Genomic DNA, 22,722 nt, shown 5'->3' with positions numbered 1-22,722 from the left:
CGCTGCGCGCGCCTCCGGTCGGGCTACGCCCGCCCTCCGCCGCACGCAGCGCAAGGCCATCTTCAACAAACCAACATCATATCCGAAAAGGGGTCCCTCTTCGACGCCGATCGGGGGTCCCTTTTGAACGCCGTTTGACATTGCAGTTTCGAAATGTGCATCCATCCCCCCGAAATTGTTCTGCTGTGGCCAACCGGTTAGGTCCGATCGGAGAACCTGTTGTATGCGTTCAATTCGCGAACCAGCAGTTCGACATCGCGCAGGTAGATTTCCTTATGCAGGAAAGCGATTTCCGCGTCCTTCAAACCATCCTCGATGTCGATATACCAAGCCCGAGGATTGGGGTTGTCGTCGCCGTTCCAGCGATAGCCACGGGCCTTGAGCACATCCTTCAAATCGAAAGGTGAGTTCTCCGCCCAGATCCGCCAGCTTGGTCGCCGCGCGTTTTCGAGAAGACGGCGCATCGCAAGGTCTCCACTTGCCGGAAGCGGGGCCGCCAGAAGCTCAATGGCCGCTCGGCAATCGTGCACGGCACGGTGACGATCGTAAAAAAAGCCCGCGCCGGCGGCCAAGTAAGCGAGCTTGGTACCCTCATGACCTTCCTCGACCCAATCAACTTGCGACATCGAGCAAGCCCATGGCTTCATCACAAAAACGTCGCTCAGCCGCTCCAGAAAGCGGCGGTCGAAGTTCGCATTATGTGCGACGATCAATGCGGCACCATTTGCGAAGGCGTGCACGGCGCCCGCGTCAATTCGCTGTCCGGCAACCATGGCATCGGTGATCCCTGTAAGGCGCGTAATCGCAGCAGGGATAGGTTCAGACGGCTCCTGAAATTGTTCAAAAGGAGGATGTAGTTCGCAAATCCTGCCATCGGCAGTATAAGTGAACGGTAGCATCGCAAGCTCAATGATCTCATGCTTCTGGGGATCGAGCCCCGTTGTTTCAACATCGACAAATAGCCCCAGCTTTGTAGGATTTCCATCGGAGCTTGCGATAATATTACGCGGCAGAAGCTTACGCAGAACACGATAGTTTCCGCTCGCCGACAAGGCTTCGGCCATCTCTTCGAGGTCGTGCATGTTTTTATTCATCCGCGCGATCATAACCGATGTCGCGTGAACAGCTACTCCAATCGCACCCAATTCCGACTTCAAACAATGGCAGGTTTCGCGAACGCCGATCATTGTTGCCTACGTCTCAGATCGGGCGCGATGCAGCCACGCTGATGCCTATCGCGAAATCTGATCTGGCATCGAAATAGCGACGAAGCGAGCGCATAGGTGCGTCGCCTTGGCTGAGGCCCTTGAAGGAACCCTATGCTACCAAGGTGATGCCGGTTCTCCCTTCCACTGAGCCTTCCAGCGATCGAAATGTGGAAGAAGCGCGGGAGGGAGGCTGGAGACAAATGACTTGTCCATCGGGTAGTGAGGCATTGTTTCCGCAACGGCGTCGAGCAGCAGCATGCCCTGCTTTTCATCCTTCGGCCGCTTGAGCGGATTCCGGCCAGCTTTCTCGGCCATCCAGAGCTTGTGCAACGCGAAATAACGTGGGTCGGGGGCGACGATACGTGCAGGCGCGTTGTCACGGGCGATGACGACATGATCGACTTGGCGTCCCAGCAGCAGCCATTCCTGCTCGGGGAGCGGGATCGGCCTGGGTTGATCCTTGCGAAACATCCCGTCGATCGTGCTGGGGGCCGCCAGGATCTCGACCTCATACGCCTTGGCATTACGGGCCTGAAACTGGCGCTCGGAATTGACGGTGTAGGTCCGATCGACAGCCTTCAGCATCATCCAGATCGACGATATCTCGTCAGCGGGGGGCTCGGCGGTCCACGCGAGGTCAAAGTCGAGCGTTTCTTCGGGAACGTCGCGGATCGCGCCGCCCGCCTCGATATGATAGGCGTGCATTGCGTTCGTGCCGACCACCATGAGGTGGCTGCCGAGAAGGCGGCGTCGATCGGCCTCGCGCAGGATTTTTCCAGCTTCCGGATCGAGCATGGGTAAATGGAGCGAACGATAGATGCGCGCACGCTCGGCGAGCATCGTTCGGCTGGTCTCTATGCGCGCTTTCACCTCTTCCTTGTCGCGCTTGTAGGCATTGAATTGCACCTGCTTCTCGTCGTCCAGCCGACCGAGGCTCTTCATATTGCCTTCCCGATCGGTGAGTTCATAGAGATAGGCGTTTCCGGACACCTCCTTGATCCGCAGATTATACGGCATTTCGGCGAGTGCGCGCTCGGCATCGCACCACACCTCATATTGCTGGCGTATGTTGATCAGGTTTCGCGCCTGTTCGTCGCTGAATGGGGTGACGGCTCTCATATTACCCTGCTTTTTCCGATATTCTCTATATGCAGGGTAAACCGCCATTTCACAAGAAATTACCCTGCATCGGCAAATTCATATCAAAAGCAGGGTAAATGCTCATTCGGCTCTTCATTCCGAAGGGCATAACGGAATGATGGTGCCGAGTTTTGTGACGGGCACCGCGGTCAACTATCATAACTTTGTTGTGTAGCGATGGGGACCGGAGCTACCGTATCGGATCATCGTCCATAGCCCGAGCGGCCGCTTTTTCGAGAATCGACTTGGTTGGCCGCAGGTTGAGCAGTGACAGGGCGTGTCAGTCCGCCAACCCTGATTCTGCATGAGATGGCCCTTCGCATTGCGTCGTGGTGCGTCGTCACGCGTCATAACCGTCATATGAGATTTCCACGACCCGGCTGATTTTTGGGCGGCCGACGCGATCTCTGCGTCGCTGGGAGATTCCCTTGACGCCTACCAAGCTCCTTGTCGGACAGATTTTCGTCGTTTTCGCGATCGTGATTGCGGGCGTTTGGGCCGCGACCCAATGGTGCGCGGCGATGCTCGGCTATCAGCCGCAGCTTGGACCGGCATGGTTCGTCCTGTTCGAGACGCCGGTCTATCGGCCGTGGGCGATATTTCCTTGGTGGTATCACTACGAAGCTTATGCGCCGGAGATTTTCGACAAGGCGGGGATGCTTGCGGGCGCGAGTGGTTTTCTGGGGTGCGGTGCCGCCATCGCCGGGTCGCTCTGGCGCGCGCGGCAGTCGCGCCATGTCACGACCTATGGTTCAGCACGCTGGGCAACAAAGCGCGAGATCGATCGCGCGGGCTTGTTCAACGACAGCGGAGTTTTTATTGGCCGCCAGCGCGGCCGATACCTTCGCCATGACGGCCCGGAGCATGTCATGGCCTTTGCCCCGACAAGGAGTGGCAAGGGTGTCGGGCTTGTCGTCCCGACGCTGCTGAGCTGGACCGGTTCGGCCATCATTCACGACATAAAGGGCGAAAATTGGCAGCTCACGGCCGGCTGGCGCGCACGCTTCAGCCATGTCCTGCTATTCAACCCGACCGACCCTGCTTCCGCCAAATACAATCCGCTGCTGGAGGTCCGGAAAGGCGCGAACGAGGTTCGCGATGTTCAGAATATCGCCGACATATTGGTCGATCCCGAAGGGGCGCTTGAACGGCGCAACCACTGGGAAAAAACCTCGCATTCGCTCCTGGTCGGCGCAATCCTCCACATCCTTTATGCGGAGCAAGAAAAGACGCTTGCCCGCGTCGCGACCTTCCTGTCCGATCCGCAGCGGCCGTTCGTCACCACGCTGCGCAGGATGATGATGACCAATCATCTCGGCACCAAAGAGGCGCCGCAGGTCCATCCCGTCGTCGCGTCCGCCGCGCGCGAGGTTTTGAACAAGTCGGAAAATGAGCGCAGCGGCGTGCTGTCGACAGCCATGTCGTTCCTTGGCCTCTATCGCGACCCCACCGTCGCAGCGGTCACGTCGCGCTGCGACTGGCGCATCGCCGATCTTGTCGAGGCCGATCATCCCGTCTCGCTCTACCTGGTCATTCCGCCGTCGGACATTTCGCGGACGAAGCCGCTTGTCCGCCTGGTTCTCAATCAGATCGGTCGGCGCCTCACGGAGAAGCTCGATGCAGCGCAAGCATGAGCTTCTGATGATGCTCGACGAGTTTCCGGCATTGGGGCGGCTCGACTTTTTCGAGACGAGCCTTGCCTTCATGGCCGGCTACGGCGTGCGCGCATTCCTGATCGCGCAGAGTCTCAATCAGGTCGATAAAGCCTACGGTGAGCATAATTCGATCCTCGATAACTGTCACGTCCGCGTCGTTTTCTCCACGAATGACGAGCGCACGGCAAAGCGGGTTTCCGATGCTCTCGGCGTGGCAACCGAGCAGCGCGCGATGCGAAACTATGCGGGCCACAGGCTCGCCCCTTGGCTGGCGCATGTCATGGTCAGCCGGCAGGAGACGGCGCGCCCGCTGTTGACTCAGGGCGAGGTAATGCAGCTTCCGCCCGCCGATGAGCTGGTTCTTCTGTCGGGCATGGCCCCAATCCGGGCGAAGAAGCTACAATATTACAAGGACGCCAATTTCCGCGCGCGGCTCCTGACACCGCCCGCGCTCTCGCTTGGTGACTATGCCGACCGGCCACCCAGCCGCCCCGATGACTGGACCGGGCTGGTCAGCGCGCCCGATAGCAGGCTCGGCAAAGCGGACGAGGAACCCGGCGCGGACGAGGACGGCGGCTTGCAGCAGCAGCGGCACCCTTCGATCGAAGAAAAGCCGCCGCAGGTCGAACCGGCGACGCAACTCGAATTGCCCGACCTTGAACGCGACGACCCCGACGCGGCGGCCGACAAGCGCGTCATGGACCGCGTTCGCGCGACGCTGGTTCGCGGTCATGCGATGAATCAATCGCAGTCCCAAGACCTGTTGCCGGGGCTGTAGGCGATGAAGGTCCGCCAGAATCTCTATATCGACAGCGATTTGAGCGACGCGCTCGACGCGCTGGTGATCCGGCGCGGCGGCAACAAGTCGCGCATCGTCAATGAGGCGCTTCGCGATTGGCTCGCGCGCCGTGCGAGCAAGGAGGTCGACGACCTTCTCAAAGTCCGGCTCGACCGCATATCGCGCGAGGTCGCCGCAGGCCGCCGCGACATGGAGGTGGTGCTTGAGGCGTTAGCGCTGTTCGTGCGCTATCAACTCACCGTCACCGCGCCGCTCCCCGAAGCTGACACAGCCGCGCTCGCCGTCGGCAATCAGCGCTTCGAGCGATTCATCGCCCAGCTTGGTCGCCAGATCGCGGGCGGCAAGCGCACGCTCGACACCAACATCATCGAGGCCCAGCCATGACCGACGCGCTTTCCGCAGATATCGCCGCGCCGCCATATGGTCGCCGTGCCGGACACGCCGATGTATCTCGACGGCCTTCTGGCCGACACGCCGCTGACCGGCGGCCTCGAACCGATGCTGGGCGACCAGCATATCCGGACGCTCACGATCCTGGGTTTCCCGAATCTGTCGCGACCCGGAATCCTCGACGCACTAAATCACGAAGAATTTTCATATCGTTGGGTCACGAGGTTCATAGCTCTCGATAAGACCGACGCGACGAAGGCGCTGACCAGGCTCCGCCGCCAATGGTTCAACAAGCGCAAGTCGGTGACGGCGATGCTGCGCGAGGTGATTTATAACCAGCCCGCGCAGCTTCTCGACAGCGACGCCGACAACAAGGTGGTCGATGCCGACCTGGCCTTGCAGGCGCTCGGCGGCGATCATGTTGCGTTCGGCTATCTCACCACGACGATCACCGTCGCCGACGACAGCCGCGCGCGCGTCGAGGAAAAAGTCAGGGCGGTCGAGCGGATCGTCAACGGTCTCGGCTTCACCTGCATCCGGGAAGGCGTCAATGCGGTGGAGGCATGGCTGTCGAGCCTGCCGGGCCAGACTTACGCCAACGTCCGGCACCCGATCGTCCACACGCTCAATCTCGCGCACCTGATGCCGCTGTCGTCGGTCTGGGCGGGACCGGCGCGCAATGTCCATCTGGACGGTCCGCCTTTGCTCTATGCCGAGACCAGCGGATCGACGCCGTTCCGGCTGTCGACGCATGTCGGCGACGTCGGCCATATGTTGATCGTCGGCCCGACCGGAGCCGGCAAGTCGGTTCTGCTGGCGCTGCTGGCCTTGCAGTTCAGACGCTTTGCGGACGCGCAGATCTATATCTTCGACAAGGGCTTTTCGGCGCGCGCCGCGGTGCTGGCGATGGGCGGCGCGCATCACACGCTTGGTCTCGGCGGCGAGGATAAGGGCGTGAAGGCGATTGCCTTCCAGCCGCTTCGTCACAACGATCGCGCCGACGAACGCGCGTGGGCCGCCGAGTGGATCGGCGCGCTGCTCGCGCATGAGAAAGTGCTGGTGACGCCCGAGGTCAAGGAGGCGGTCTGGTCGGCGCTGACCAATCTCGCGACCGCTCCGATCGAGGAACGGACGCTGACCGGCTTGTCGCTGCTGCTCCAATCCGCGCCGCTGCGATCGGCGCTGGCGCCGTACACGCTCGAAGGACCATTCGGACGGCTGCTCGACGCCGCCGAGGATGATCTCGCCATAGCCGATGTTCAGTGTTTCGAGACCGAGGCGCTGATGGGACAGGAGGGCGTCGTCGCTCCCGTGCTGACCTATCTGTTCCATCGGCTCGAAGAGAGGTTCACCGGGCGGCCGACGCTGCTCATTCTCGATGAAGCCTGGGTGTTCCTAGACCACCCACTGTTCGCGGCGCGCATCCGCGAATGGTTGAAGGTTCTGCGTAAGCGCAATGTCGCCGTGGTGTTCGCAACGCAATCGCTTGCCGATATTGCGGATTCCTCGATCGCACCCGCGATCATCGAGAGCTGCCCACAGCGCATATTGCTGCCGAACGATCGTGCGATCGAGCCGCAGAGCCAGGCGGCCTATGTCCGCTTCGGCCTCAACGCGCGGCAAATCGAACTCGTCAGCCGCGCGGTGCCGAAGCGGCAATATTATCTGCAATCGGCGCGCGGCAACCGGCTTTTCGAGCTGGGGCTGGGACCGCTCGCGCTGGCGCTGTGCGGCGCGTCCGATCCCGACACGCAGAAGCGCATCGATGCCATTCTCGCCGCGCAGGGCAACGAGGATTTCGCCGCGCATTTCCTGACCCAAGCCGGCCTCGACTGGGCGGCCGAGCTGCTTGGCCGCTTTCCTGCCGCTCACCCCCCTGAAGGAGAAAGATGATGAAGCGATATATTCTCGCCGCCTTGCTTGGAACCGGTGCGATCGGTGCCGGGGTGCTCGGGAGCGCGCCGGCATCGGCGCAGATGAGCGTGTTCGATACCTCGAACTATACGCAGAATCTGCTCACCGCCGCGCGCACGCTGCAGCAGATCAACAACCAGATCCAGTCGTTGCAGAACGAGGCCCAGATGCTCGTGAACCAGGGCAAGAATCTCGCGAAGATCGATTTCCCCGAGCTCGACCGGCTTCGCCAGAAGCTCGCCGAGATCGACAAGCTGATGGGACAGGCGCAGAGTATCGACTTCCGCGTCGACCAGTTGGACGAACGCTACCGCCAGCTTTTCCCCGACAGCGTCGATCGCGTCCTGAAGCGCGATCAACGTCTCGCGGCGGCGAAGCAGCGCCTCGACAATGAAATGGCGGCCTTCCGCCAGACGATGGAGGTGCAGAGCGGCATCGTCGAAAATGTGCGTGACGACGCCCAGGTACTCGCGGCAATCGTCGCCAAGAGCCAGGGCGCCGAGGGAAGCTTGCAGGCGCAACAGGCAACCAACCAGTTGCTCGCGCTCGCGACCAAGCAGCAGTTCCAACTTCAGAACCTGATGGCATCGCAGTTCCGCAAGGAATCGATCGAGGCCGCCGCGCGCGGGCAGAACGAGCGCGAGGCGCGGGCGCGAACGTCGCGCTTCCTTGGCGACGGCAAGGCCTACACGCCGCGCCAATGAGACTTGGGGCGGCGCTGCGCCCCTAGCTCCCCGGCGAGTGCCGCCCCGTCGCGGGGGCCTTGGTTCCGCTCCCCTCTCTCCGGGACCGGCCCCCGCGACCCCCTTCATCCGACGCAAGGAGTGCAACGGTGGAAGACCTGAATGTCATCGACCAGTTCATGGAGGCGTTCATCGCCTATATCGACAGCGGCTTCGGACTGCTTGGCGGTGACGTCGGGTTTCTCACCACCATTTTGATCGGCATCGACATCACGCTCGCCGGCCTGTTCTGGGCGCTTGGCGGCGAGGACGATGTCATCGGCAAGTTCCTCAAGAAGATTCTCTATGTCGGCGTGTTCGCGTTGATTCTGAACAGCTTCTCGACGCTGTCCGACATTATCTTCCGTTCGTTCGCCGGTTTGGGCCTGACCGCAGGTGGCAGCGCGATCACCGCTCAGGATCTGCTGATGCCGGGGCGGCTCGCGGGAACCGGATTCGAGGCGGCTGCGCCTTTGCTCGAGCAGGCCGCCGAACTTGTCGGCCCGATCGACTTCTTCAACAACTTCATCGAGATCGCCGTGCTGATGATCGCGTGGGTGATTGTCATCGTCGCCTTCTTCATTCTCGCGATCCAGCTTTTCATTACCATCCTCGAATTCAAGCTGACGTCGCTCGCCGGTTTCGTGCTGGTGCCCTTCGCCCTGTGGAACCGCACCTCCTTCCTCGCCGAACGCGTGCTCGGCAACGTCGTCTCGTCGGGCATCAAGGTCATGGTCCTCGCGGTGATCGTCGGGATAGGCTCCAACTATTTTGCCGACTTCACCAGCGCGATCACCGGCGACGAAGTGTCGATCGAGCAGGCGGTGTCGCTGATGCTCGCGAGCCTGGCTCTGTTTGGGCTCGCCATCTTCGGCCCCGGCATTGCATCGGGCCTCGTCGCGGGCGCTCCACAGCTTGGCGCCGGCTCGGCGGTTGCGACCACGGCGCTTGCGGCAGGCGGCCTCGCGATGGCCGGCGCCGGTGCGGTCGCGGCCGCGCGCGGCGCTGGAAGCGCCGGCCTCGGCGCGCTGCGCGCCGGCACATCGATAGGGAGCGCTGCGTCGACGGCCTACAAGCTCGGGCAGGAGACATCGGGTTCCAGCACCGTCGGCGCCGGCATCGGCGGCATGGCGAGCGCGGCTCGGGGCGCCGCATCCGACCGGATGCGCAACGCCTTTGGCCTTCGGGCCGCAGCAGCTCGCGGACAGCAGGCGGCATGGAGCGCCGGTAGCGGCGCGGGCGCAGCGAGCGCCGAGGCGGCCGCAGCGGCATCGGGTGCCATGCCCGCATGGGCCCAGAAGCTTCAATCGACGCAGGCCAGCCGTCACCGGCGCCAGATGGCGATCCACGCGATCCGTGACGGCGACAAGGGCGGCGTCGGCGCCAACCCCGACATCAAGGAAAGGGATTGATCCATGAGATTCAAACGAGCAGTGCAGCGTTATGGCCGGACGCCCGAGCCCGAGACGCCTTATCAACGCGCCGGGCAGCTTTGGGACGAGCGCATAGGCTCGGCGAGAGCGCAGGCGAAGAACTGGCGGCTGATGGCCTTCGGCGGACTCCTTCTGGCCACGGGCCTGTCAGCGGCGCTCATCTGGCAATCGATGCAGAGCCGCGTCATGCCTTACGTCGTTGAGGTCGACCGGCTCGGTGAAGCACGCGCCGTCGCGCCTGCCATCACGGACTATCGGCCGACCGATCCGCAGATCGCATGGCACCTTGGGCGTTTCATCGCCAATGTCCGCTCGCGTTCGCTCGATCCGGTCCTGATGCGCGAGAATTGGCTGTCGGCCTATGACTTCGCCACGACACGGGCATCGCTGTTTCTCGGGGAATATGCGCGCAGCTCCAATCCGTTCGCCGAGGTCGGACGCCGCACCGTCTCAGTGCAGGTGACGAGCGTGGTCCGCGCATCGGACACGAGCTTCCAGGTCAAATGGACCGAAAGCGAATATGAGCGCGGCAGTCTCGCCCAGCGCTCTCGCTGGACCGCGATGCTGACCGTGAAAGTGCAGCCACCGCGATCGGCCGATGTTGTTCGAAAGAACCCACTCGGTCTCTATGTCGATGCCATCGACTGGTCGCGCGAACTCGACACCGATGTTCTGAAACCGCGAGGTCGCTTTCCGGCACCGGAAGATCTGGTCGCACCTTCATCGGAGGCGGATTCGTCCGCCGATAAGCCGCTCGACCCCGAAACCCCGCCCGTCACCGAAGGGAATGAACCATGATCCGCGTCGTCATCCTGTCGGCGAGCCTTGTCGCGCTCGCTATTCCGGCTTCCGCCCAGCCGACCGCAAAGGTCACGGCCGCCAACAAGGCGGCGCTGCGTGAGCCTTCGAACGCCGGCTTCGTCGGCGCGATGCAGATCTATCCCTATAATGACGGGACCCTTTATCGCCTTTATGCAGCGCCCGGGCGCATCACCGACATTGCCTTGCAGTTGGGCGAGACCATCACCTCGGTCGCCGCTGGCGACACCGTGCGCTGGACGGTCGGCGACACGACGAGCGGCAGCGGCGCGAGCCAGCGAACCCATATCCTCGTGAAGCCCTTTTCGGCAGGGCTTCGGACCAACCTTGTCATCACGACCGACCGACGCGTCTATCATATCGAACTTGAAAGCCGGTCGAGCGGCGCGATGGCCGCGCTGTCATGGACCTATCCGCACGACGAGCTGATTGCACTGCGCCGGCAGCAGGACGCGGCCGCCGCGGCGGCGCCCATCGCGTCGGGTCTCGCGGTCGAAGGACTCAATTTCCATTACGCCATGAGCGGCGACAAGCCGGCATGGCGGCCGCTGCGCGCGTTCGACGATGGGCGGCAAACCTATATCGAATTTTCACCCTCAATCGCGGTCGGCGAAGCGCCGCCGCTGTTCGTCATTGGCGAGGACGGCGAGGCGAGCCTCGTCAATTACCGCGTTGCAGGCCGCTACTATGTCGTCGACCGGCTGTTCGGCGCCGCCGAACTGCGCCTCGGCGGCAAGAAACAGCAGGTCGTGCGGATTTCGAGCGCGCAGCCGAAGCGGAGGAAGGGCCAGTGACCGAGCCCGCCATTCCACCCGCAGGCAGCGCGCCTGCCAAGGCCGATCCCGAAACGCTGGTGTTACGTGCGGGGCCGGGTCGCGTGACGCGCTTTCGGCGCGGCGCTATCATCGCGATTGCGGCCGTCGGTTCGACCGCGATTGTCGGCGTTGCCTGGCTGGCGCTCAAACCCGCGACCTTGAACCTGGTCGCATCGGGCGACGACAAGCTGGTCGGCTCGAAGGCGCCGCCCGACGCGCTTGCCGGTGCGCCGGTTAGCTATGGCGACGTGCCGCCGCTCGGCCCGCCGCTTCCCGGCGACCTTGGCAAGCCGATCCTCGACCATCAACGCGAAATGGGAACGGCACCGATCGAGTCGGCCGACGAGGCAGCGCGGCGCGCGGCACAGGAGGCGGAAGCCGAACGCCAGCGCCTTGTCGCCGAGGAACGCGCTGCGCGGGAGTCCGGCGTCATGCTGCAAATCGCTGGCAACGCGACTGGCGCCCGCGCTGCCGCCGTCCCGGCGTCCGTCACCCCCGAATTGCCGTCGCCGATGATGGCGGCGGAGGCGCCCGATCCGGGCGGCCAGCAGCGCAAGAACGCGATCGTCGGTCGCACCAACGACAGCGCCGACGTGAACCCGCACACACTGACGGCGCCCGTCTCACCTTGGACCTTGCAGGCCGGGAGCGTGATTGCCGCGAGCCTGATTACCGGACTCAATTCCGACTTGCCGGGGATGGTGACGGCGCAGATCACCGAGAATGTCTATGATAGTGTGACGGGGCGGTCGCTGCTGATACCGCAAGGTTCGCGGCTGATCGGCAGTTACGACAGCGTCGTCGCGTTCGGGCAGAGCCGCGCGCTGGTGGTGTGGCAACGGATTATTCTGCCCGATGGATCGTCCATCCGCATCGACAATGTGCCAGCGACCGATACGCAAGGCTATGCGGGCCTATCCGATCGCATCGACCGCCACACCTGGCAGCTTTTGAAGGGCGTTGCGCTCTCGACTTTGCTTGGCGTCGGCACGGAATTGAGTTCCGGCAGCAATGAAAGCGACCTTGTTCGCGCGGTCCGCGAGGCTGCGCAGCAGAGCGGTGCACGCGCTGGCGACCAGCTTGTGACCAAGAGCCTCAATATCCAGCCAACCGTGCGCATCCGTCCCGGTTGGCCGCTTCGTGTTGTGGTTCACAAGGATATTGTCGTTGGGCGCATCTGGAGAGATGGTGGACATGGCTGACCTCAGATTGCCCAAGCTGGCCGAGCGAACCCCAGTCAGGATCACGTTCAACGCAATGCCGGGATTGGTCGAGGCGCTGAACGCCTATGCCGACGCCTACGAAGCTGCATACGGTCAGCGTGAATCTGTCCCAGACCTCATCCCCGCGATGCTTTCGGCCTTCATCGAAACCGATCGCCGCTTCAACCGAGCTAGGCGGAAATCATGAGCCGGGAGCGAAGCAGCCGAGAGCCTCAAATTCCGGCAGGGGGGCGCCCGCACGACGAACCCATATGCGTCCGCATAGCTGCTGCAGTGAAACTCACCGGCATTGGTCGATCGACACTCTACGAGCTCATTAAGGCCGGCGAACTTGAAACGGTAAAGGTCGGTCGATCGACTTTCATCCGATATGCCAGCCTCAAGCGCCTATTCGAGAAGAGCTAGAAGGCTGCTTTTCCTTCTCGATCATGACGGGTTCGAATCATGAATGATGGGAGACGACGGTCTATTGGATTCCCCGTTATAGCCCCGTTTCGATTCCCATTTTTTTACCTTCGACGAACGATGGTATGAGTGCGGGTATGGGCTACTACGAGGAAAATAATATCCATTATTAACATGTATTTAGAGTAATAGTGTGGCTCCCGCTACCCTCCAGGCTTCCCCAAAATCAGCCCGCAGGCGTGATGGCCAGCAACTCGACGGTGAACAACAGCGTCGCGCCGCCGGGGATCGGGCCCTTGCCGTCGGGGCCGTAGGCGAGCTGCCAGGGGATCGCGAGTTCGACCTTGTCGCCGACGCCCATCAGCGCGACGCCTTCCTGCCAGCCGTCGATCACGCGGTTGAGCGGGAAGGTCGTGGGCTCGCCGCGGCGGACCGAGCTGTCGAATTCGGCGCCGTCGGCAAAGGTGCCGACATAATGGACGGTGACCTCGTCGGTGGGGCCGGGGCGAGCGCCGCTGCCGTCGCCCGAGATGCGGCGCCAGCGCAGCCCGCTCGGCGTCACGCGCCAGCCGTCGGCGCCGTTCCGTTCGGCAAGCGCTGCCATCTGCTTGTTGAGGTAAGCGGTGCCCTGCGCCGGGGACGCGCCGGCATCCTGCGCGGCGGCGGCGGCGGCAGGCAGGCAAAAGGCAAAGGCGGCCGCGGCGAGCAGCCGGACGTGTGAAGACATGTGCATGAAAACTCCCTCGATCGTCCGTGCATAAACGCATCGCGTGCGCGATTGGCAAGCGCTTATCGGTCGGCGGCGCAGCCGGGCAGCAGGAACTTTTCCCTGCATCCGTCGTTTCGCTTTCGTACGCAACAATCAGAGACTTGAGGCGCGGCGATCGGTCGCTTCCCCTTCGAAAGCCGTTGGCTTTCGACGCCGGTTCCGCGCGCATTGAAGGAGATTCCAGATGTTCAAATGGGCCTTGATCTTCGCGGTGATCGCACTTGTCGCCGCAGTGCTCGGTTTTGGCGGTGTCGCGGGCGCCGCGGCGGGGATCGCCAAGATCCTGTTCTTCGTCGGCCTTGCGCTCGTCGTGCTGTTCCTGATCCTCGGGTCGGCCGCGGCGCGCAAGATCACGTAGAAAAAAGTTGGGCGCGGCGGGAACCATCCGCGATCCGCCGCGTTTCATTTACCTGCTTGATCGAAAGAAAGAGTGGATATGACTTCTGTCTTCGGACGAAGTCTAGGGAGCCCCGCCGCAGAAACGCGACGGGGCTTACTCGTTTCGGCCCCCTTTTGTAGGCCTTAAGGACCGCGGACGTGGCGATCCGGCATCCCCTGACTTCAGCACCCTGGCAAGCACGCGATCGGCCGCGCGTCGGCTGACCCGCCGCGCCTCCACGACGAATGCCCCGAGCCGGCTGGATCGATCGCAGCGTCCCGCACGTTGTTCGGCACGGGTAGGGAGATGTTCCAGCAAATGGAGAATGACATGCGCATGCTCAAAAAGGCGGCAATATCCCTTGCCGCTCTCTCGGTCGTCGCGGCCCCCGTCGCGGCTTCGGCCGCGTCGGCGGCGGGCGGTGCCAGCGCCGTTTCGGTGACCGATGGTGAAAACGGGCTCGAAGGCAATTCGAGCTGGCTGATCGGCCTCCTCGGCCTGCTCGTCGGTGTCGGCGCGATCATCCTGATCGCCGACGACGATGACGACGCCCCCGTCAGCCCGTAATATCCCGTGAGCAGGAGGGTGGCCGGACCCGTTCCGGGTTACCCTCCTGCTGCTTCTATCGCCCTGCCGCGCCGCCCGAACGGCCCGGCCGTTCGTCCGGGCGGCGCCCTTGCCAGCCTGCTGCCGATTGCGGATTGGCGGGATTTCCGGGATGGGCGATGGAGATTCGACAGGGATGACAGGGGGATATCGGACGGCAGCTGCGCTGGGCGTGGCACTGCTTTGGGGATGTAGCGGGGCGGTCTTAGGACAGGGCGACGGCGCGGCCATCGCTGCGCAGGTCGTGCAGGAGGGGCAGGGCAAGCCCTACGCCCTGCTGGGCAGCGAGGTATGGGACGTGCCCGATCCGGCCTCGGGGCGCGACTATCAGGTATTCGTCAGCCTGCCGCCATCCTATGCGAAGGAACCGCAGCGCGCCTATCCGGTGCTCTATGTCACCGATGCCGATTATGCCTTTCCGGTCGTGCGGCAGATTGCGCGGCGGCTCAACGTCGAGGGGCCGAAGGTGCAGGATTTCATCCTCGTCGGGCTATCCTATGCCAAGGACGACGATCCGGTACGGAGCCGGCGGCGCGACTATACGCCGACCGCCGATGGCCCGAGCGACACGCCCGCTGGCACGGTGCATGGCGGGGGTGCGGCTTATCAGGCCTATTTGCGCGATCAGGTCCTGCCCTTTGTCGCGCGCCGCTATCGCACCGACCCGCGGCAAAAGCTGTTTCTCGGCCATTCTTACGGCGCGCTGCTCGGCGCACAGATATTGTTCACCGAACCCGGATTGTTCAGCGGCTACATATTGGGAAGCCCGTCGCTGTGGTTCGGCAAGCGGCACATGTTTGCGATGGAAAAGGCTTATGCCGCCGCGCACCGCGACCTGCCTGCGAATGTCTATGTCTATACCGGTGAATATGAGGGCGTGCGTGCAGCCGATCCTCGCTTCAACAAGACGCTCGATATGGTCGGCGACAGCGAGGCATTGGTCGCAACGCTCAAGGCGCGCGGCTATCCGGGGCTGCAGATCCGCGGGGATGTGCTGAATGACGAGGATCATGTCTCGGTGGCGCCGCGGGGTTTCACCAAGGGGCTACTCCACCTGTTGCCGGTGCCGCTTGCCGCCAAATGAACGGCAGAGCGTTTCTGCGACAATTTGCGACAATTTTACGCCCGTCCGGCACGTCGGTGGGACAAATCGCACCTAGAAGGCTTTCATCGGGACCGGAACTTTCCCCCACGAAGGTCCCTTGAAGGAGTTCTTCAGGTGAACAAGAAGATCATATTTTCGACGCTGGGTGCCGCGTTGGTCGCCGTGCCCGTGCTCGCCGCCCCCGGCGGCGGCGCCAAGGGCGATGCCGACGGCAATGGCGTGCTGACCCGCGCCGAAGCGCAGGCCCATGCGACGCAGATGTTCGCGAAAATGGACGCGAACAAGGACGGCAAGCTCGACGCCGCCGATCGTGCCGCGCGGCACGCAAAGATGCAGGCGAAGATGTTCGAGCGCCTCGACGCGAACAAGGACGGCAGCATCAGCAAGGCCGAATGGGACCAGCATGGTGCCGATCGTGCGGCGAAACGCGCCGACAAGCGCGCCGATGCCGGCGAAGGCAAGCGTGACGGTATGCGCGGCCATCATGGCAAGCGCGGCGGTCATCGCGGCATGATGATGGGCAAGGCCGACACCGACGGCGACAAGGCGATCAGCCAGGCCGAATTCCAGACCGCGGCGCTCGCGCGCTTCGATGCGGCCGACGCGAACAAGGACGGTCAGGTGACCGCCGAGGAGCGTCAGGCGCAGCGTGGTGCATGGCGCGCCAAGCGCGGTGCCCCCCCGGCGGCGGCTCCGGCCGGCGAATAAGCCATTTGGCAGGGGCCGGCGGTTACAAGCAGGCCATCCCCCCCTCCCGGCATTGCCTTTGCGGCCGGTCCCTGTCAGCTATCGCCCACCGGTCCCCGCGGCCGGTGGGCGAACCAGTTTCTCACGTGGATATCCGATGACCGAAAGCGACACGCCGCGTATCCTGCTGATCGACGACGAACCGTCGATCCGCGAACCGCTGGGCGAATATCTGACCGCGCAGGGCTTTGCGGTGACCGACGCGGCGAGCGCCGCCGAGGCGCGTTCGGTGCTGCGCGCACAGACCGTCGACCTCGTCGTCAGCGATATCATGATGCCCGGCGAGGACGGCCTGTCGCTCACGCGCCACCTGCGCGAGACGAGCAACATTCCCGTGATCCTGCTGACCGCACGCGCCGAGGATACCGAACGGATCATCGGGCTGGAAATCGGCGCCGACGATTATGTCGTCAAACCCTTCAATCCCCGCGAGCTGGTCGCGCGCATCCGCACCGTGCTGCGCCGGACGCAGCAGGGCGGCCGCGCACTCGATCCCGGCGGCACCTGCTATGCCTTTGGCGATTGGGTGCTGCGCGAGGTCGAGCGGGTGCTCGTCGATGCCGAGGGCAATGAAGTGGCGTTGTCGTCGGGCGAATATCACCTGCTCCACGCGCTGGTACGCCATCCGCGGCAGGTGATGAGCCGCGACCGGCTGCTCGACCTGGTCCGCGGGCGCGAGGCCGACATCTTCGACCGCGCGATCGACAATCTGGTCAGCCGCCTGCGCAAGAAGATCGAGATCGACGCCGCGCATCCGCAGATCGTCAAGACCGTGTGGGGCGGGGGCTATACGCTCGCGTGCGAAGTCAAGCGCATCGGACCCGCCGCATGAAGCTGCGCCTGTGGCCCCGCAGCCTGATCGGACAGCTGGTCTTTGCGGTCGCAGTGGTGCTGTTCGTCGCGCAGGCGGTGAATTTCGCGCTGCTCGCGCGCGGGCAGAAACAGCAATCGCTCGCGCATGGCGGCGGCATGGCGGTCGCACGCATCATCGATGCGATGGACCGGCAGGAACGCGCGCAAACCGACGTCGAGGCACGGCGCACGGACCGGCGCCGATCGCGCCACGAACCGAAGGTCTGGATCGACACCGCGCCGCCGCCGGTGCCCAGCCGCTCGGTCGCGCTTCCCGACCTCGCGGGCTATGTCGGCAACCTGCTTGCGGAGGCGAATATATCGTCGCAAGGCGTGCAGGCATGGGCCCTGCCGCAGCCGCCGCGCATCGGGCGGACGCAATTGCCGGGGCGCACGGTGCTCGTGGTCGCCGAGATCGACGGGCGCTTTTACGGCGTGCGCAGCCGCATGCCGGGCGGCGGTAACCGCCTGCAAGGTTTCCTGATCTGGCAGACGCTGTCGCTCTATCTCCTGCTTCTGGTTCCCGTCATGCTGATTGCCTGGCGCGCCGCGCGGCCGCTGCGCGACCTGACGCGCGCGGCGCGCGCGAACCCCGCGCTTCGCGATGCGACGCCGCTCGATGAGGAAGGGCCGTCGGACGTCCGCGACCTGATCAGCGCCTTCAACGCCTATCGCGCGCGCATCGCGACGATGCTGTCGGACAAGGACCGGATGCTCGGCGCAGTCGGGCACGACCTGCGGACGCCGCTCGCAAGCCTGCGCGTGCGGGTCGAGGGGGTCGAGGACGACCGGCTGCGTGAAAAGATGGTCGCGAGCATCGACGAAATGACCGCGATGCTGAGTGACATATTGGCGCTCGCGCGCTCGGGGTCGGGAACCGAACCGCAGGAGCGCGTGCCGCTTCGCGAACTGATCGGCGAACTCGCCGCCGAATATGCCGAACGCGGCAAGGATGTGACCGCGGGCGGCGTCGCCGACGTCATGGTGCTGGTGCGCCCGATGCTGCTCAAACGCGCGCTGCGCAACCTCGCCGACAATGCGCTCGCTTATGGGCAGCGCGGCCGGCTTTCGGTGACGGCCGAGGCGGGGCGCGCGCGGGCCATCGTCTCCGACGACGGGCCGGGCCTGACCGACGAACAGATACGGACCCTCGTCGAACCCTTCGCGCGCGGCGAACAGTCGCGCAACCGCGCAACCGGCGGGGCGGGACTAGGGCTGTCGATCGCGCGCGAGATCGCCGAGGGCGAGGGCGGGGCGCTGATCCTCAACAATCGCGCCGGCGGGGGGCTCGATGCGGTGATCGCGCTCCCCGTTCAGGCGTAGATCGCGATCGCCTGACTGCCGCTCAGCACGGGTTCGCCGACGCGGTTCCACAGCATCATGTCCTGCACCGACAGGCCGTTGCGCGCATAGCCGGTCTTCGCCGACAGGAGCCACCAGCCGTCGTCGGTCGCGGGCGTGCCGGTGAGCATGTTCACCGTCCAGTTCATCGAGCTGATCGGCCCGAATTCGCTGAACAGCGCCATCGCGGCGGGCGGCAGCGCGTCGCCCATCGCAAGCAGCGCGACCGCGGGGTGACAGGCGGGTTCTTCGACGAAGCGCACCCACGTCAGATATTCGCCGACCTCGCTTTTCCACGCGAAGCGCGGGCCGGTGGTCGGGCGCATGTCGAAATGGCGCGTAAACGCCGGACGGGCGTGATGCTCGGGCACCGGCGCGAGCGTTTCGGGATCGGGCGCGTCGGGCATGGTTAGGCGATTGTGGTCGAGGTGGCTCTTGCGGTCGCCCGAAAAGGCGAAGACCGCGGCGGTGCCGAAGCCCTGATCGCTCGACACGCCGGCGTCGATGAACAGCGACGATTTCGACTGGCGCAGCACGCGCGTCTCGACCGTGCAATCGCCGCCGACGGGGCCGACGAAGCTGATCTGCGCATAGCGCAGCGGGGTTTCGGTGGGGTGGAGCGCCATCGTACCCGCGAGCGCGACCGCCGAGCTGATCCCGCCATAGGCGGTGCGGCCCTGCATCCATCCTTCGTCGATATGCGCCTTCGCCACGCCGTCTTCGGTACGCAGCGTCGAGAGCAGCGCGTCGAGCGCGCTGGGAGAGGTCGTCATTGGTTCTTTATTCCTCGATCCGGAAAGTCAGGCCGGCGTTCGCCGTCAGCCGTTCGATCAGCGCGTCGCCGAGCAATGCGCCCGGAGTCCACACGCCCCCTTCGCCCTTGCTTTCGAGCAGCGCGATGCCTGTTTCGGCGAGCATCTTCGACGTCGAGCCATAGCCGGGGTCGCGGTCGCCCTGGACGCTGGCGCGCACCGACGTGCCATCCTCATATTCGCCGATGAAGAGGATGTCGTAGAAACCATTCTCGCGCTGTTCCTTGCTCGGCCCTTCGCCGGGCTTGAGCTGCGCGTCGCCGAAGGGGTTCGCCTTTGCCATCGCTTCGGCCATCGCCTTTCCGGCGTCGCCGATCGTCGTCATCACCATTTCGTCGTAGACGAGGTCGGCGCCCCATTTATGGCCGAGCAGGAAATTGGTGCGGTGGACATTCTTGGTGTTGATCGGCGCCATCACGAAGGGCGCGGTCCATGTGCCCGTTGCGCTGTCATATTCGGGGATCAGTCCGGTCGGCTGTGACGGTCCCTCGAAGCCCGGGGTCAGCGCGAAGGAGGATTTGAGCAGCAGCGCGAGCGACGGCTTTTTCGCGATCGCTTTCAATGTTTCGGTGAGGCTGGCGACCGTGCCGCCCGATGCGCCGCCGGCCATCTTGCGGACGCGGCCCTTGACGCGCGGCGCGGGCTTGCCGTGGCGCTTCACCGCTTCGGCTTGCAGGAACAGCACGCCGAGATCGAAGGGGATCGAGTCGAAGCCGCAGCTGAAGGTGATGCGCGCACCCGACGCCTTTGCCGCGTCCTGATGCTCGTCGATCATCTCGCGCATCCAGCCGGATTCGCCGCAAAGATCGGCATAGGCGGTGCCGGCGCGGACGCAGGCGGCGACGAGTTCGCTGCCGTAAAGCTGGTACGGGCCGACGGTTGTGAGCACGACCTGCGTGCTCGCCGCCATCTTGTCGAGGCTTGCGGGGTCGCTCGCGTCGGCGACGATCAGCGGGGTTTCCTCGTCGGCGCCGATCAGGTCGCGCACCTCGGCGAGCTTGGCGAGGCTGCGCCCCGCCATCGCCCATTTGGGCGCATCCTTGCGGCCCTTGTACTGATGCGCGAGATATTCGGCGACGAGGCGTCCGGTGAAGCCGGTCGCGCCATAGACGATGATATCGAGATCGCGGTTCCCCGCCATGGCCATCCTCCCTTTACGTAAACGTCAAGGGGAGGCTAGCGCAGGCGGAGAAGCTTGCCAAGCACGAAGGCCTAGCGGCGCCAGAAGGGGCGTTTCGCGACTACATCGGGGGTTCCGGCTGCCTCGGCGCGGCCCTCGGCGCGCGCGGCGCGGAGTTCGGCTTCGGTCGCGTGCTGCTGTGCGCGGTGCGCGGCAAGTTCGTCGCGGCGGCGTGCACGCAGCGCGTCGTAGCTCCAGCGCGTGTGACCATAACCGAACAGGCAGAGCAAGCCGCCCGCGATCGCCAGATTCTTCATCGCTGCCATCGCCTGCACCGGGTCGGTGAACTCGCGGTGGAAGAAAAGGATCGTGGCGAGCACAAAGCCGGCGAGCAGGATCGAAACGAGGCGGACGGCGATGCCGAGCGCGATGCAGACGCCCGCGGCGAGTTCGAACAGCCCGACCGGGATGGCGAGCCCGCCGGGCAAGCCGGCGGCGGAAATCATCGCGCTGGTGTCGCTGACATGGATCAGCTTGTTGATTCCCGACACGACGAAAATCACCGCGATGAACAGGCGGCCGATGAAGACGGCGATCATGGACATGGGCATTCCTTTCCCTGGCGCGCCCCGTCCGCTTGTGCAGACAGGACGCGTGGGAAGGCGGTCGGGTTCCGGTCAGCGCGGCGTAAAGGTCAGCGACGCCACCTCGCAATCGCCGCAATCGAGGGCGCGGAGCGTCGCGGTGCCGGGGCCGGCGGGCAGGTCGATATCGGCAAGCCTGACCTCCTGCCATGCCGCGCCGGCGGGGATCGCGACGCCGCGCTCGTCGATGCCGATGCGGCCGCCCGTGGCCGAGCGGACGCGCGCGGTGACAGTCCAGCGGCCGGCCTTCGCGACGTCGGCGCTGTAGCGCATATACTCGCCGGTGACGAAGTCGCTGACATAGGGGGTGCCGTCTGCCTCGCGAGCGATGTCGACACCATCGTTGCGGTATGTCGTGCCGTTGTTCCACGGCGTGCGTTCGCCGCCGGTCGCGACATGATAGTTGGCGTCGACGCTATCGTGATAGGCGACGCCGGGCGCGCCGAGGTCGTAATCGGCCGCCGCGATGGTCAGCGGTTTTGCGTCCAGGGTGCGGGTGACAAAGGGCTTGTTGCTGGCGTCGTGCGGCTGGCGGAACATCGCGTCGATGACGTCGGGTTTCGGGATGTTCCGGTCGAAGCGGGTGTTTTCGGCGAGCTGCATCATCGCCGCGAACGCCTCGTCGGCGCCGGGCTTCGGTCCCTTTCCGGTCATCCACGCGACGATCCGCATCCAGCCATCGCCGGCGACGATTTCGAGCGGCTGGTTGAAGCCGATTTTCTTCAATGGCCAGAAATTCCAGCCGATCCCGTCGCCCTCGACGAGCGCGATCGCATCGCGATACCAGCCATTGCTGTTTTCGCCCGACTCGCCGAGCCAGATCGGACGGTTGGTGCGGGTGCGCAGCGCCTTGATCTCGGCGATGCTCGCGTCGTCGTTGCGGTTCCAGTATTTGTGGAAGCTCAGCACCATATTGGCGTCCCACACCGGCGGCAGGCCCTTGTAATTATTGCCCCAGCAATTGCCCTCGATGATCACGATATGCTTGCTGTCGACCTTGCGGATCGCGGCGGTGATCCGCTGTTGCAGGCTCCACACCGCCTTGTTCTCGGTCTCGTCGCAGCCATTGCCCTTGCCGGGGGTGGCGAAGCTCCAGTTCGGCTCGTTGATCAGATCATAGGCGCCGATCCACGGCTCGTCCTTGTAACGCGCGGCGAGCTTGCTCCACAGCGCGATAGTCTTGCGCTGATTCTCGTCGCTTTCCCACAGCGAGGGTTTCGCCGGATCGCGGTCGGAAATGGCGAGGTCGTTGCCCTGACCGCCCGGCGCGGCGTGGAGGTCGAGGATGAGGTAGATGCGGTTCGCCTTGCTCCATGCGAGCAGGCGGTCGATGCGCGCGAAACCTTCTTCATGCCATGTGTCCTGCCCGGCGACGGGTTCCTGGTCGACGGGCAGGGTGAGCTGGTCGAAATGGATCGGCAGGCGCACCGAGTTGAAGCCCCATTTCGCCATCGCGGCAATGTCGGCCTCGGTCGTGTGATTGTCGAGCCAGGCGCGATAGAATTGCGCGGTGCGCTCCTCGCCGACGAGTTCAACGAGCTTCGCGCGGATTTTATGCTGCTGCCCGACGTCGCCGAGTTTGAGCATATAGCCTTCCTGCAACATCCAGCCGCCGAGCCCCATGCCGCGCAGGATCACGGGTTTTCCCGATCCTTCGACGATCTGCGTACCGTCGACCTTCAGCCAGCCTTCGGCGTGGGCAGTGGTCGAGGAAAAGAGTGCGGCGAGCGCGAGCGCGGCTGTGCGGAGCTTCATGACCTCATCCCCATTTTGCTATATATGGGAACGTTATCAATTTTGGCGGTCAGGGCAAGTGTGTTGGGG

The 22,722-nt window shown here is 64.2% G+C and carries 21 protein-coding genes and 2 pseudogenes; 16 read left to right on the top strand and 7 right to left on the bottom strand.

Going from position 1 to position 22,722, the window contains the following annotated elements:
* Window positions 1–197: 197 nt before the first annotated feature.
* Together VGN62_RS01490 and VGN62_RS01485 are read right to left on the bottom strand one after the other, a co-directional pair.
* Complete coding sequence (locus VGN62_RS01490) at window positions 198–1,187, bottom strand: 3'-5' exonuclease (protein WP_327450451.1); 990 nt, start codon at window positions 1,185–1,187, stop codon at window positions 198–200.
* Between the two features lie 135 nt (window positions 1,188–1,322).
* A complete protein-coding gene (locus VGN62_RS01485) occupies window positions 1,323–2,327 on the bottom strand; it encodes a GSU2403 family nucleotidyltransferase fold protein (RefSeq protein WP_327450449.1) in 1,005 nt (334 codons plus the stop codon).
* Between the two features lie 449 nt (window positions 2,328–2,776).
* Here VGN62_RS01485 and VGN62_RS01480 point away from each other — a divergent pair.
* From VGN62_RS01480 to VGN62_RS01435, 10 genes and pseudogenes are all read left to right on the top strand, one after another.
* Window positions 2,777–4,781, top strand: a pseudogene (locus VGN62_RS01480) (conjugal transfer protein TraG).
* A gap of 3 nt (window positions 4,782–4,784) precedes the next feature.
* Window positions 4,785–5,186 (top strand): ribbon-helix-helix protein, CopG family, encoded by a 402-nt coding sequence (locus tag VGN62_RS01475; protein ID WP_327450447.1) that lies wholly within the window; start codon window positions 4,785–4,787, stop codon window positions 5,184–5,186.
* 18 nt (window positions 5,187–5,204) lie between these two features.
* A pseudogene (gene trbE / locus VGN62_RS01470) lies at window positions 5,205–7,085 on the top strand (conjugal transfer protein TrbE); the annotation flags it as partial.
* Window positions 7,085–7,810 (top strand): P-type conjugative transfer protein TrbJ, encoded by a 726-nt coding sequence (gene trbJ / locus VGN62_RS01465; protein WP_327450445.1) that lies wholly within the window; start codon window positions 7,085–7,087, stop codon window positions 7,808–7,810. The pseudogene trbE and the gene trbJ, both read left to right, overlap by 1 nt.
* A gap of 128 nt (window positions 7,811–7,938) precedes the next feature.
* On the top strand, window positions 7,939–9,240 hold the full coding sequence (trbL, locus tag VGN62_RS01460; protein ID WP_327450443.1) for a P-type conjugative transfer protein TrbL: 1,302 nt from the start codon (window positions 7,939–7,941) through the stop codon (window positions 9,238–9,240).
* 3 nt (window positions 9,241–9,243) lie between these two features.
* Window positions 9,244–10,059 carry a conjugal transfer protein TrbF gene (gene trbF / locus VGN62_RS01455; RefSeq protein WP_327450441.1) on the top strand — a complete coding sequence of 272 codons (816 nt, stop codon included), beginning with the start codon at window positions 9,244–9,246 and terminating at the stop codon, window positions 10,057–10,059.
* On the top strand, window positions 10,056–10,874 hold the full coding sequence (gene trbG, locus VGN62_RS01450) for a P-type conjugative transfer protein TrbG (protein WP_327450439.1): 819 nt from the start codon (window positions 10,056–10,058) through the stop codon (window positions 10,872–10,874). Before trbF ends, trbG begins: the two co-directional genes overlap by 4 nt.
* The gene (locus VGN62_RS01445) at window positions 10,871–12,097 is read left to right on the top strand and encodes a TrbI/VirB10 family protein (RefSeq protein WP_327450437.1); all 1,227 of its coding nucleotides are present in this window, start codon (window positions 10,871–10,873) and stop codon (window positions 12,095–12,097) included. Before trbG ends, VGN62_RS01445 begins: the two co-directional genes overlap by 4 nt.
* Window positions 12,090–12,305 (top strand): DUF2274 domain-containing protein, encoded by a 216-nt coding sequence (locus VGN62_RS01440; RefSeq protein WP_327450435.1) that lies wholly within the window; start codon window positions 12,090–12,092, stop codon window positions 12,303–12,305. Before VGN62_RS01445 ends, VGN62_RS01440 begins: the two co-directional genes overlap by 8 nt.
* Window positions 12,302–12,523, top strand: coding sequence for a helix-turn-helix domain-containing protein (locus VGN62_RS01435; protein WP_327450433.1), 222 nt, complete (start codon window positions 12,302–12,304; stop codon window positions 12,521–12,523). Before VGN62_RS01440 ends, VGN62_RS01435 begins: the two co-directional genes overlap by 4 nt.
* A 226-nt stretch (window positions 12,524–12,749) precedes the next feature.
* On the opposite strand, the gene VGN62_RS01430 is transcribed toward VGN62_RS01435, so the two are convergent.
* Complete coding sequence (locus tag VGN62_RS01430) at window positions 12,750–13,256, bottom strand: FKBP-type peptidyl-prolyl cis-trans isomerase (RefSeq protein WP_327450431.1); 507 nt, start codon at window positions 13,254–13,256, stop codon at window positions 12,750–12,752.
* Window positions 13,257–13,476: 220 nt separating this feature from the next.
* Here VGN62_RS01430 and VGN62_RS01425 point away from each other — a divergent pair, with 220 nt between their 5' ends.
* The 6 genes from VGN62_RS01425 (at window position 13,477) to VGN62_RS01400 (ending at window position 18,304) form a co-directional block, all read left to right on the top strand.
* Window positions 13,477–13,650, top strand: coding sequence for a DUF1328 domain-containing protein (locus VGN62_RS01425; protein WP_082521313.1), 174 nt, complete (start codon window positions 13,477–13,479; stop codon window positions 13,648–13,650).
* Window positions 13,651–14,001: 351 nt separating this feature from the next.
* A complete protein-coding gene (locus tag VGN62_RS01420; RefSeq protein WP_327450429.1) occupies window positions 14,002–14,238 on the top strand; it encodes a hypothetical protein in 237 nt (78 codons plus the stop codon).
* Window positions 14,239–14,413: 175 nt separating this feature from the next.
* Window positions 14,414–15,361, top strand: a complete 948-nt coding sequence (locus VGN62_RS01415) for an alpha/beta hydrolase (RefSeq protein WP_327450427.1) — start codon at window positions 14,414–14,416, stop codon at window positions 15,359–15,361.
* Window positions 15,362–15,496: 135 nt separating this feature from the next.
* Window positions 15,497–16,090, top strand: coding sequence for a hypothetical protein (locus VGN62_RS01410; protein WP_327450425.1), 594 nt, complete (start codon window positions 15,497–15,499; stop codon window positions 16,088–16,090).
* A 136-nt stretch (window positions 16,091–16,226) separates the two neighbouring features.
* Entirely contained in the window at window positions 16,227–16,961 is a 735-nt protein-coding gene (locus VGN62_RS01405) for a response regulator (RefSeq protein ID WP_327450424.1), read from the top strand.
* A complete protein-coding gene (locus VGN62_RS01400) occupies window positions 16,958–18,304 on the top strand; it encodes an ATP-binding protein (RefSeq protein ID WP_327450423.1) in 1,347 nt (448 codons plus the stop codon). Before VGN62_RS01405 ends, VGN62_RS01400 begins: the two co-directional genes overlap by 4 nt.
* Here VGN62_RS01400 and VGN62_RS01395 read toward each other — a convergent pair.
* The 4 genes from VGN62_RS01395 to VGN62_RS01380 form a co-directional block, all read right to left on the bottom strand.
* Window positions 18,295–19,095: a thioesterase family protein gene (locus VGN62_RS01395; protein WP_327450421.1), complete on the bottom strand. Its 801-nt coding sequence runs from the start codon at window positions 19,093–19,095 to the stop codon at window positions 18,295–18,297. The two genes, VGN62_RS01400 and VGN62_RS01395, sit on opposite strands and share 10 nt — an antisense overlap.
* 7 nt (window positions 19,096–19,102) lie before the next feature.
* Entirely contained in the window at window positions 19,103–20,275 is a 1,173-nt protein-coding gene (locus VGN62_RS01390) for a saccharopine dehydrogenase family protein (protein WP_327450419.1), read from the bottom strand.
* 71 nt (window positions 20,276–20,346) lie between these two features.
* Window positions 20,347–20,859 carry a DoxX family protein gene (locus VGN62_RS01385; protein WP_327450417.1) on the bottom strand — a complete coding sequence of 171 codons (513 nt, stop codon included), beginning with the start codon at window positions 20,857–20,859 and terminating at the stop codon, window positions 20,347–20,349.
* A 72-nt stretch (window positions 20,860–20,931) separates the two neighbouring features.
* Complete coding sequence (locus VGN62_RS01380; protein ID WP_327450415.1) at window positions 20,932–22,653, bottom strand: cellulase family glycosylhydrolase; 1,722 nt, start codon at window positions 22,651–22,653, stop codon at window positions 20,932–20,934.
* Window positions 22,654–22,722: the final 69 nt, after the last annotated feature.

The organism is Sphingopyxis sp. (genome assembly GCF_035998905.1).
GTDB lineage: Bacteria > Pseudomonadota > Alphaproteobacteria > Sphingomonadales > Sphingomonadaceae > Sphingopyxis.
Note: the sequence above shows the minus strand (reverse complement) of the source record. Positions and strands in the feature narration are given on the sequence as shown.

Bases quoted from the DNA above. Each gene is read 5' to 3' on its own strand.
- VGN62_RS01485 (WP_327450449.1), bottom strand. From the start codon at position 2,327: ATGAGAGCCGTCACCCCATTCAGCGACGAACAGGCGCGAAACCTGATC.
- VGN62_RS01425 (WP_082521313.1), top strand. From the start codon at position 13,477: ATGTTCAAATGGGCCTTGATCTTCGCGGTGATCGCACTTGTCGCCGCA.
- VGN62_RS01490 (WP_327450451.1), bottom strand. From the start codon at position 1,187: ATGATCGGCGTTCGCGAAACCTGCCATTGTTTGAAGTCGGAATTGGGT.
- VGN62_RS01430 (WP_327450431.1), bottom strand. From the start codon at position 13,256: ATGCACATGTCTTCACACGTCCGGCTGCTCGCCGCGGCCGCCTTTGCC.
- VGN62_RS01395 (WP_327450421.1), bottom strand. From the start codon at position 19,095: ATGACGACCTCTCCCAGCGCGCTCGACGCGCTGCTCTCGACGCTGCGT.
- VGN62_RS01475 (WP_327450447.1), top strand. From the start codon at position 4,785: ATGAAGGTCCGCCAGAATCTCTATATCGACAGCGATTTGAGCGACGCG.
- VGN62_RS01415 (WP_327450427.1), top strand. From the start codon at position 14,414: ATGACAGGGGGATATCGGACGGCAGCTGCGCTGGGCGTGGCACTGCTT.
- VGN62_RS01435 (WP_327450433.1), top strand. From the start codon at position 12,302: ATGAGCCGGGAGCGAAGCAGCCGAGAGCCTCAAATTCCGGCAGGGGGG.
- VGN62_RS01385 (WP_327450417.1), bottom strand. From the start codon at position 20,859: ATGTCCATGATCGCCGTCTTCATCGGCCGCCTGTTCATCGCGGTGATT.
- trbF (WP_327450441.1), top strand. From the start codon at position 9,244: ATGAGATTCAAACGAGCAGTGCAGCGTTATGGCCGGACGCCCGAGCCC.
- trbG (WP_327450439.1), top strand. From the start codon at position 10,056: ATGATCCGCGTCGTCATCCTGTCGGCGAGCCTTGTCGCGCTCGCTATT.
- VGN62_RS01440 (WP_327450435.1), top strand. From the start codon at position 12,090: ATGGCTGACCTCAGATTGCCCAAGCTGGCCGAGCGAACCCCAGTCAGG.
- VGN62_RS01405 (WP_327450424.1), top strand. From the start codon at position 16,227: ATGACCGAAAGCGACACGCCGCGTATCCTGCTGATCGACGACGAACCG.
- VGN62_RS01380 (WP_327450415.1), bottom strand. From the start codon at position 22,653: ATGAAGCTCCGCACAGCCGCGCTCGCGCTCGCCGCACTCTTTTCCTCG.
- VGN62_RS01420 (WP_327450429.1), top strand. From the start codon at position 14,002: ATGCGCATGCTCAAAAAGGCGGCAATATCCCTTGCCGCTCTCTCGGTC.
- VGN62_RS01390 (WP_327450419.1), bottom strand. From the start codon at position 20,275: ATGGCGGGGAACCGCGATCTCGATATCATCGTCTATGGCGCGACCGGC.
- VGN62_RS01400 (WP_327450423.1), top strand. From the start codon at position 16,958: ATGAAGCTGCGCCTGTGGCCCCGCAGCCTGATCGGACAGCTGGTCTTT.
- trbJ (WP_327450445.1), top strand. From the start codon at position 7,085: ATGAAGCGATATATTCTCGCCGCCTTGCTTGGAACCGGTGCGATCGGT.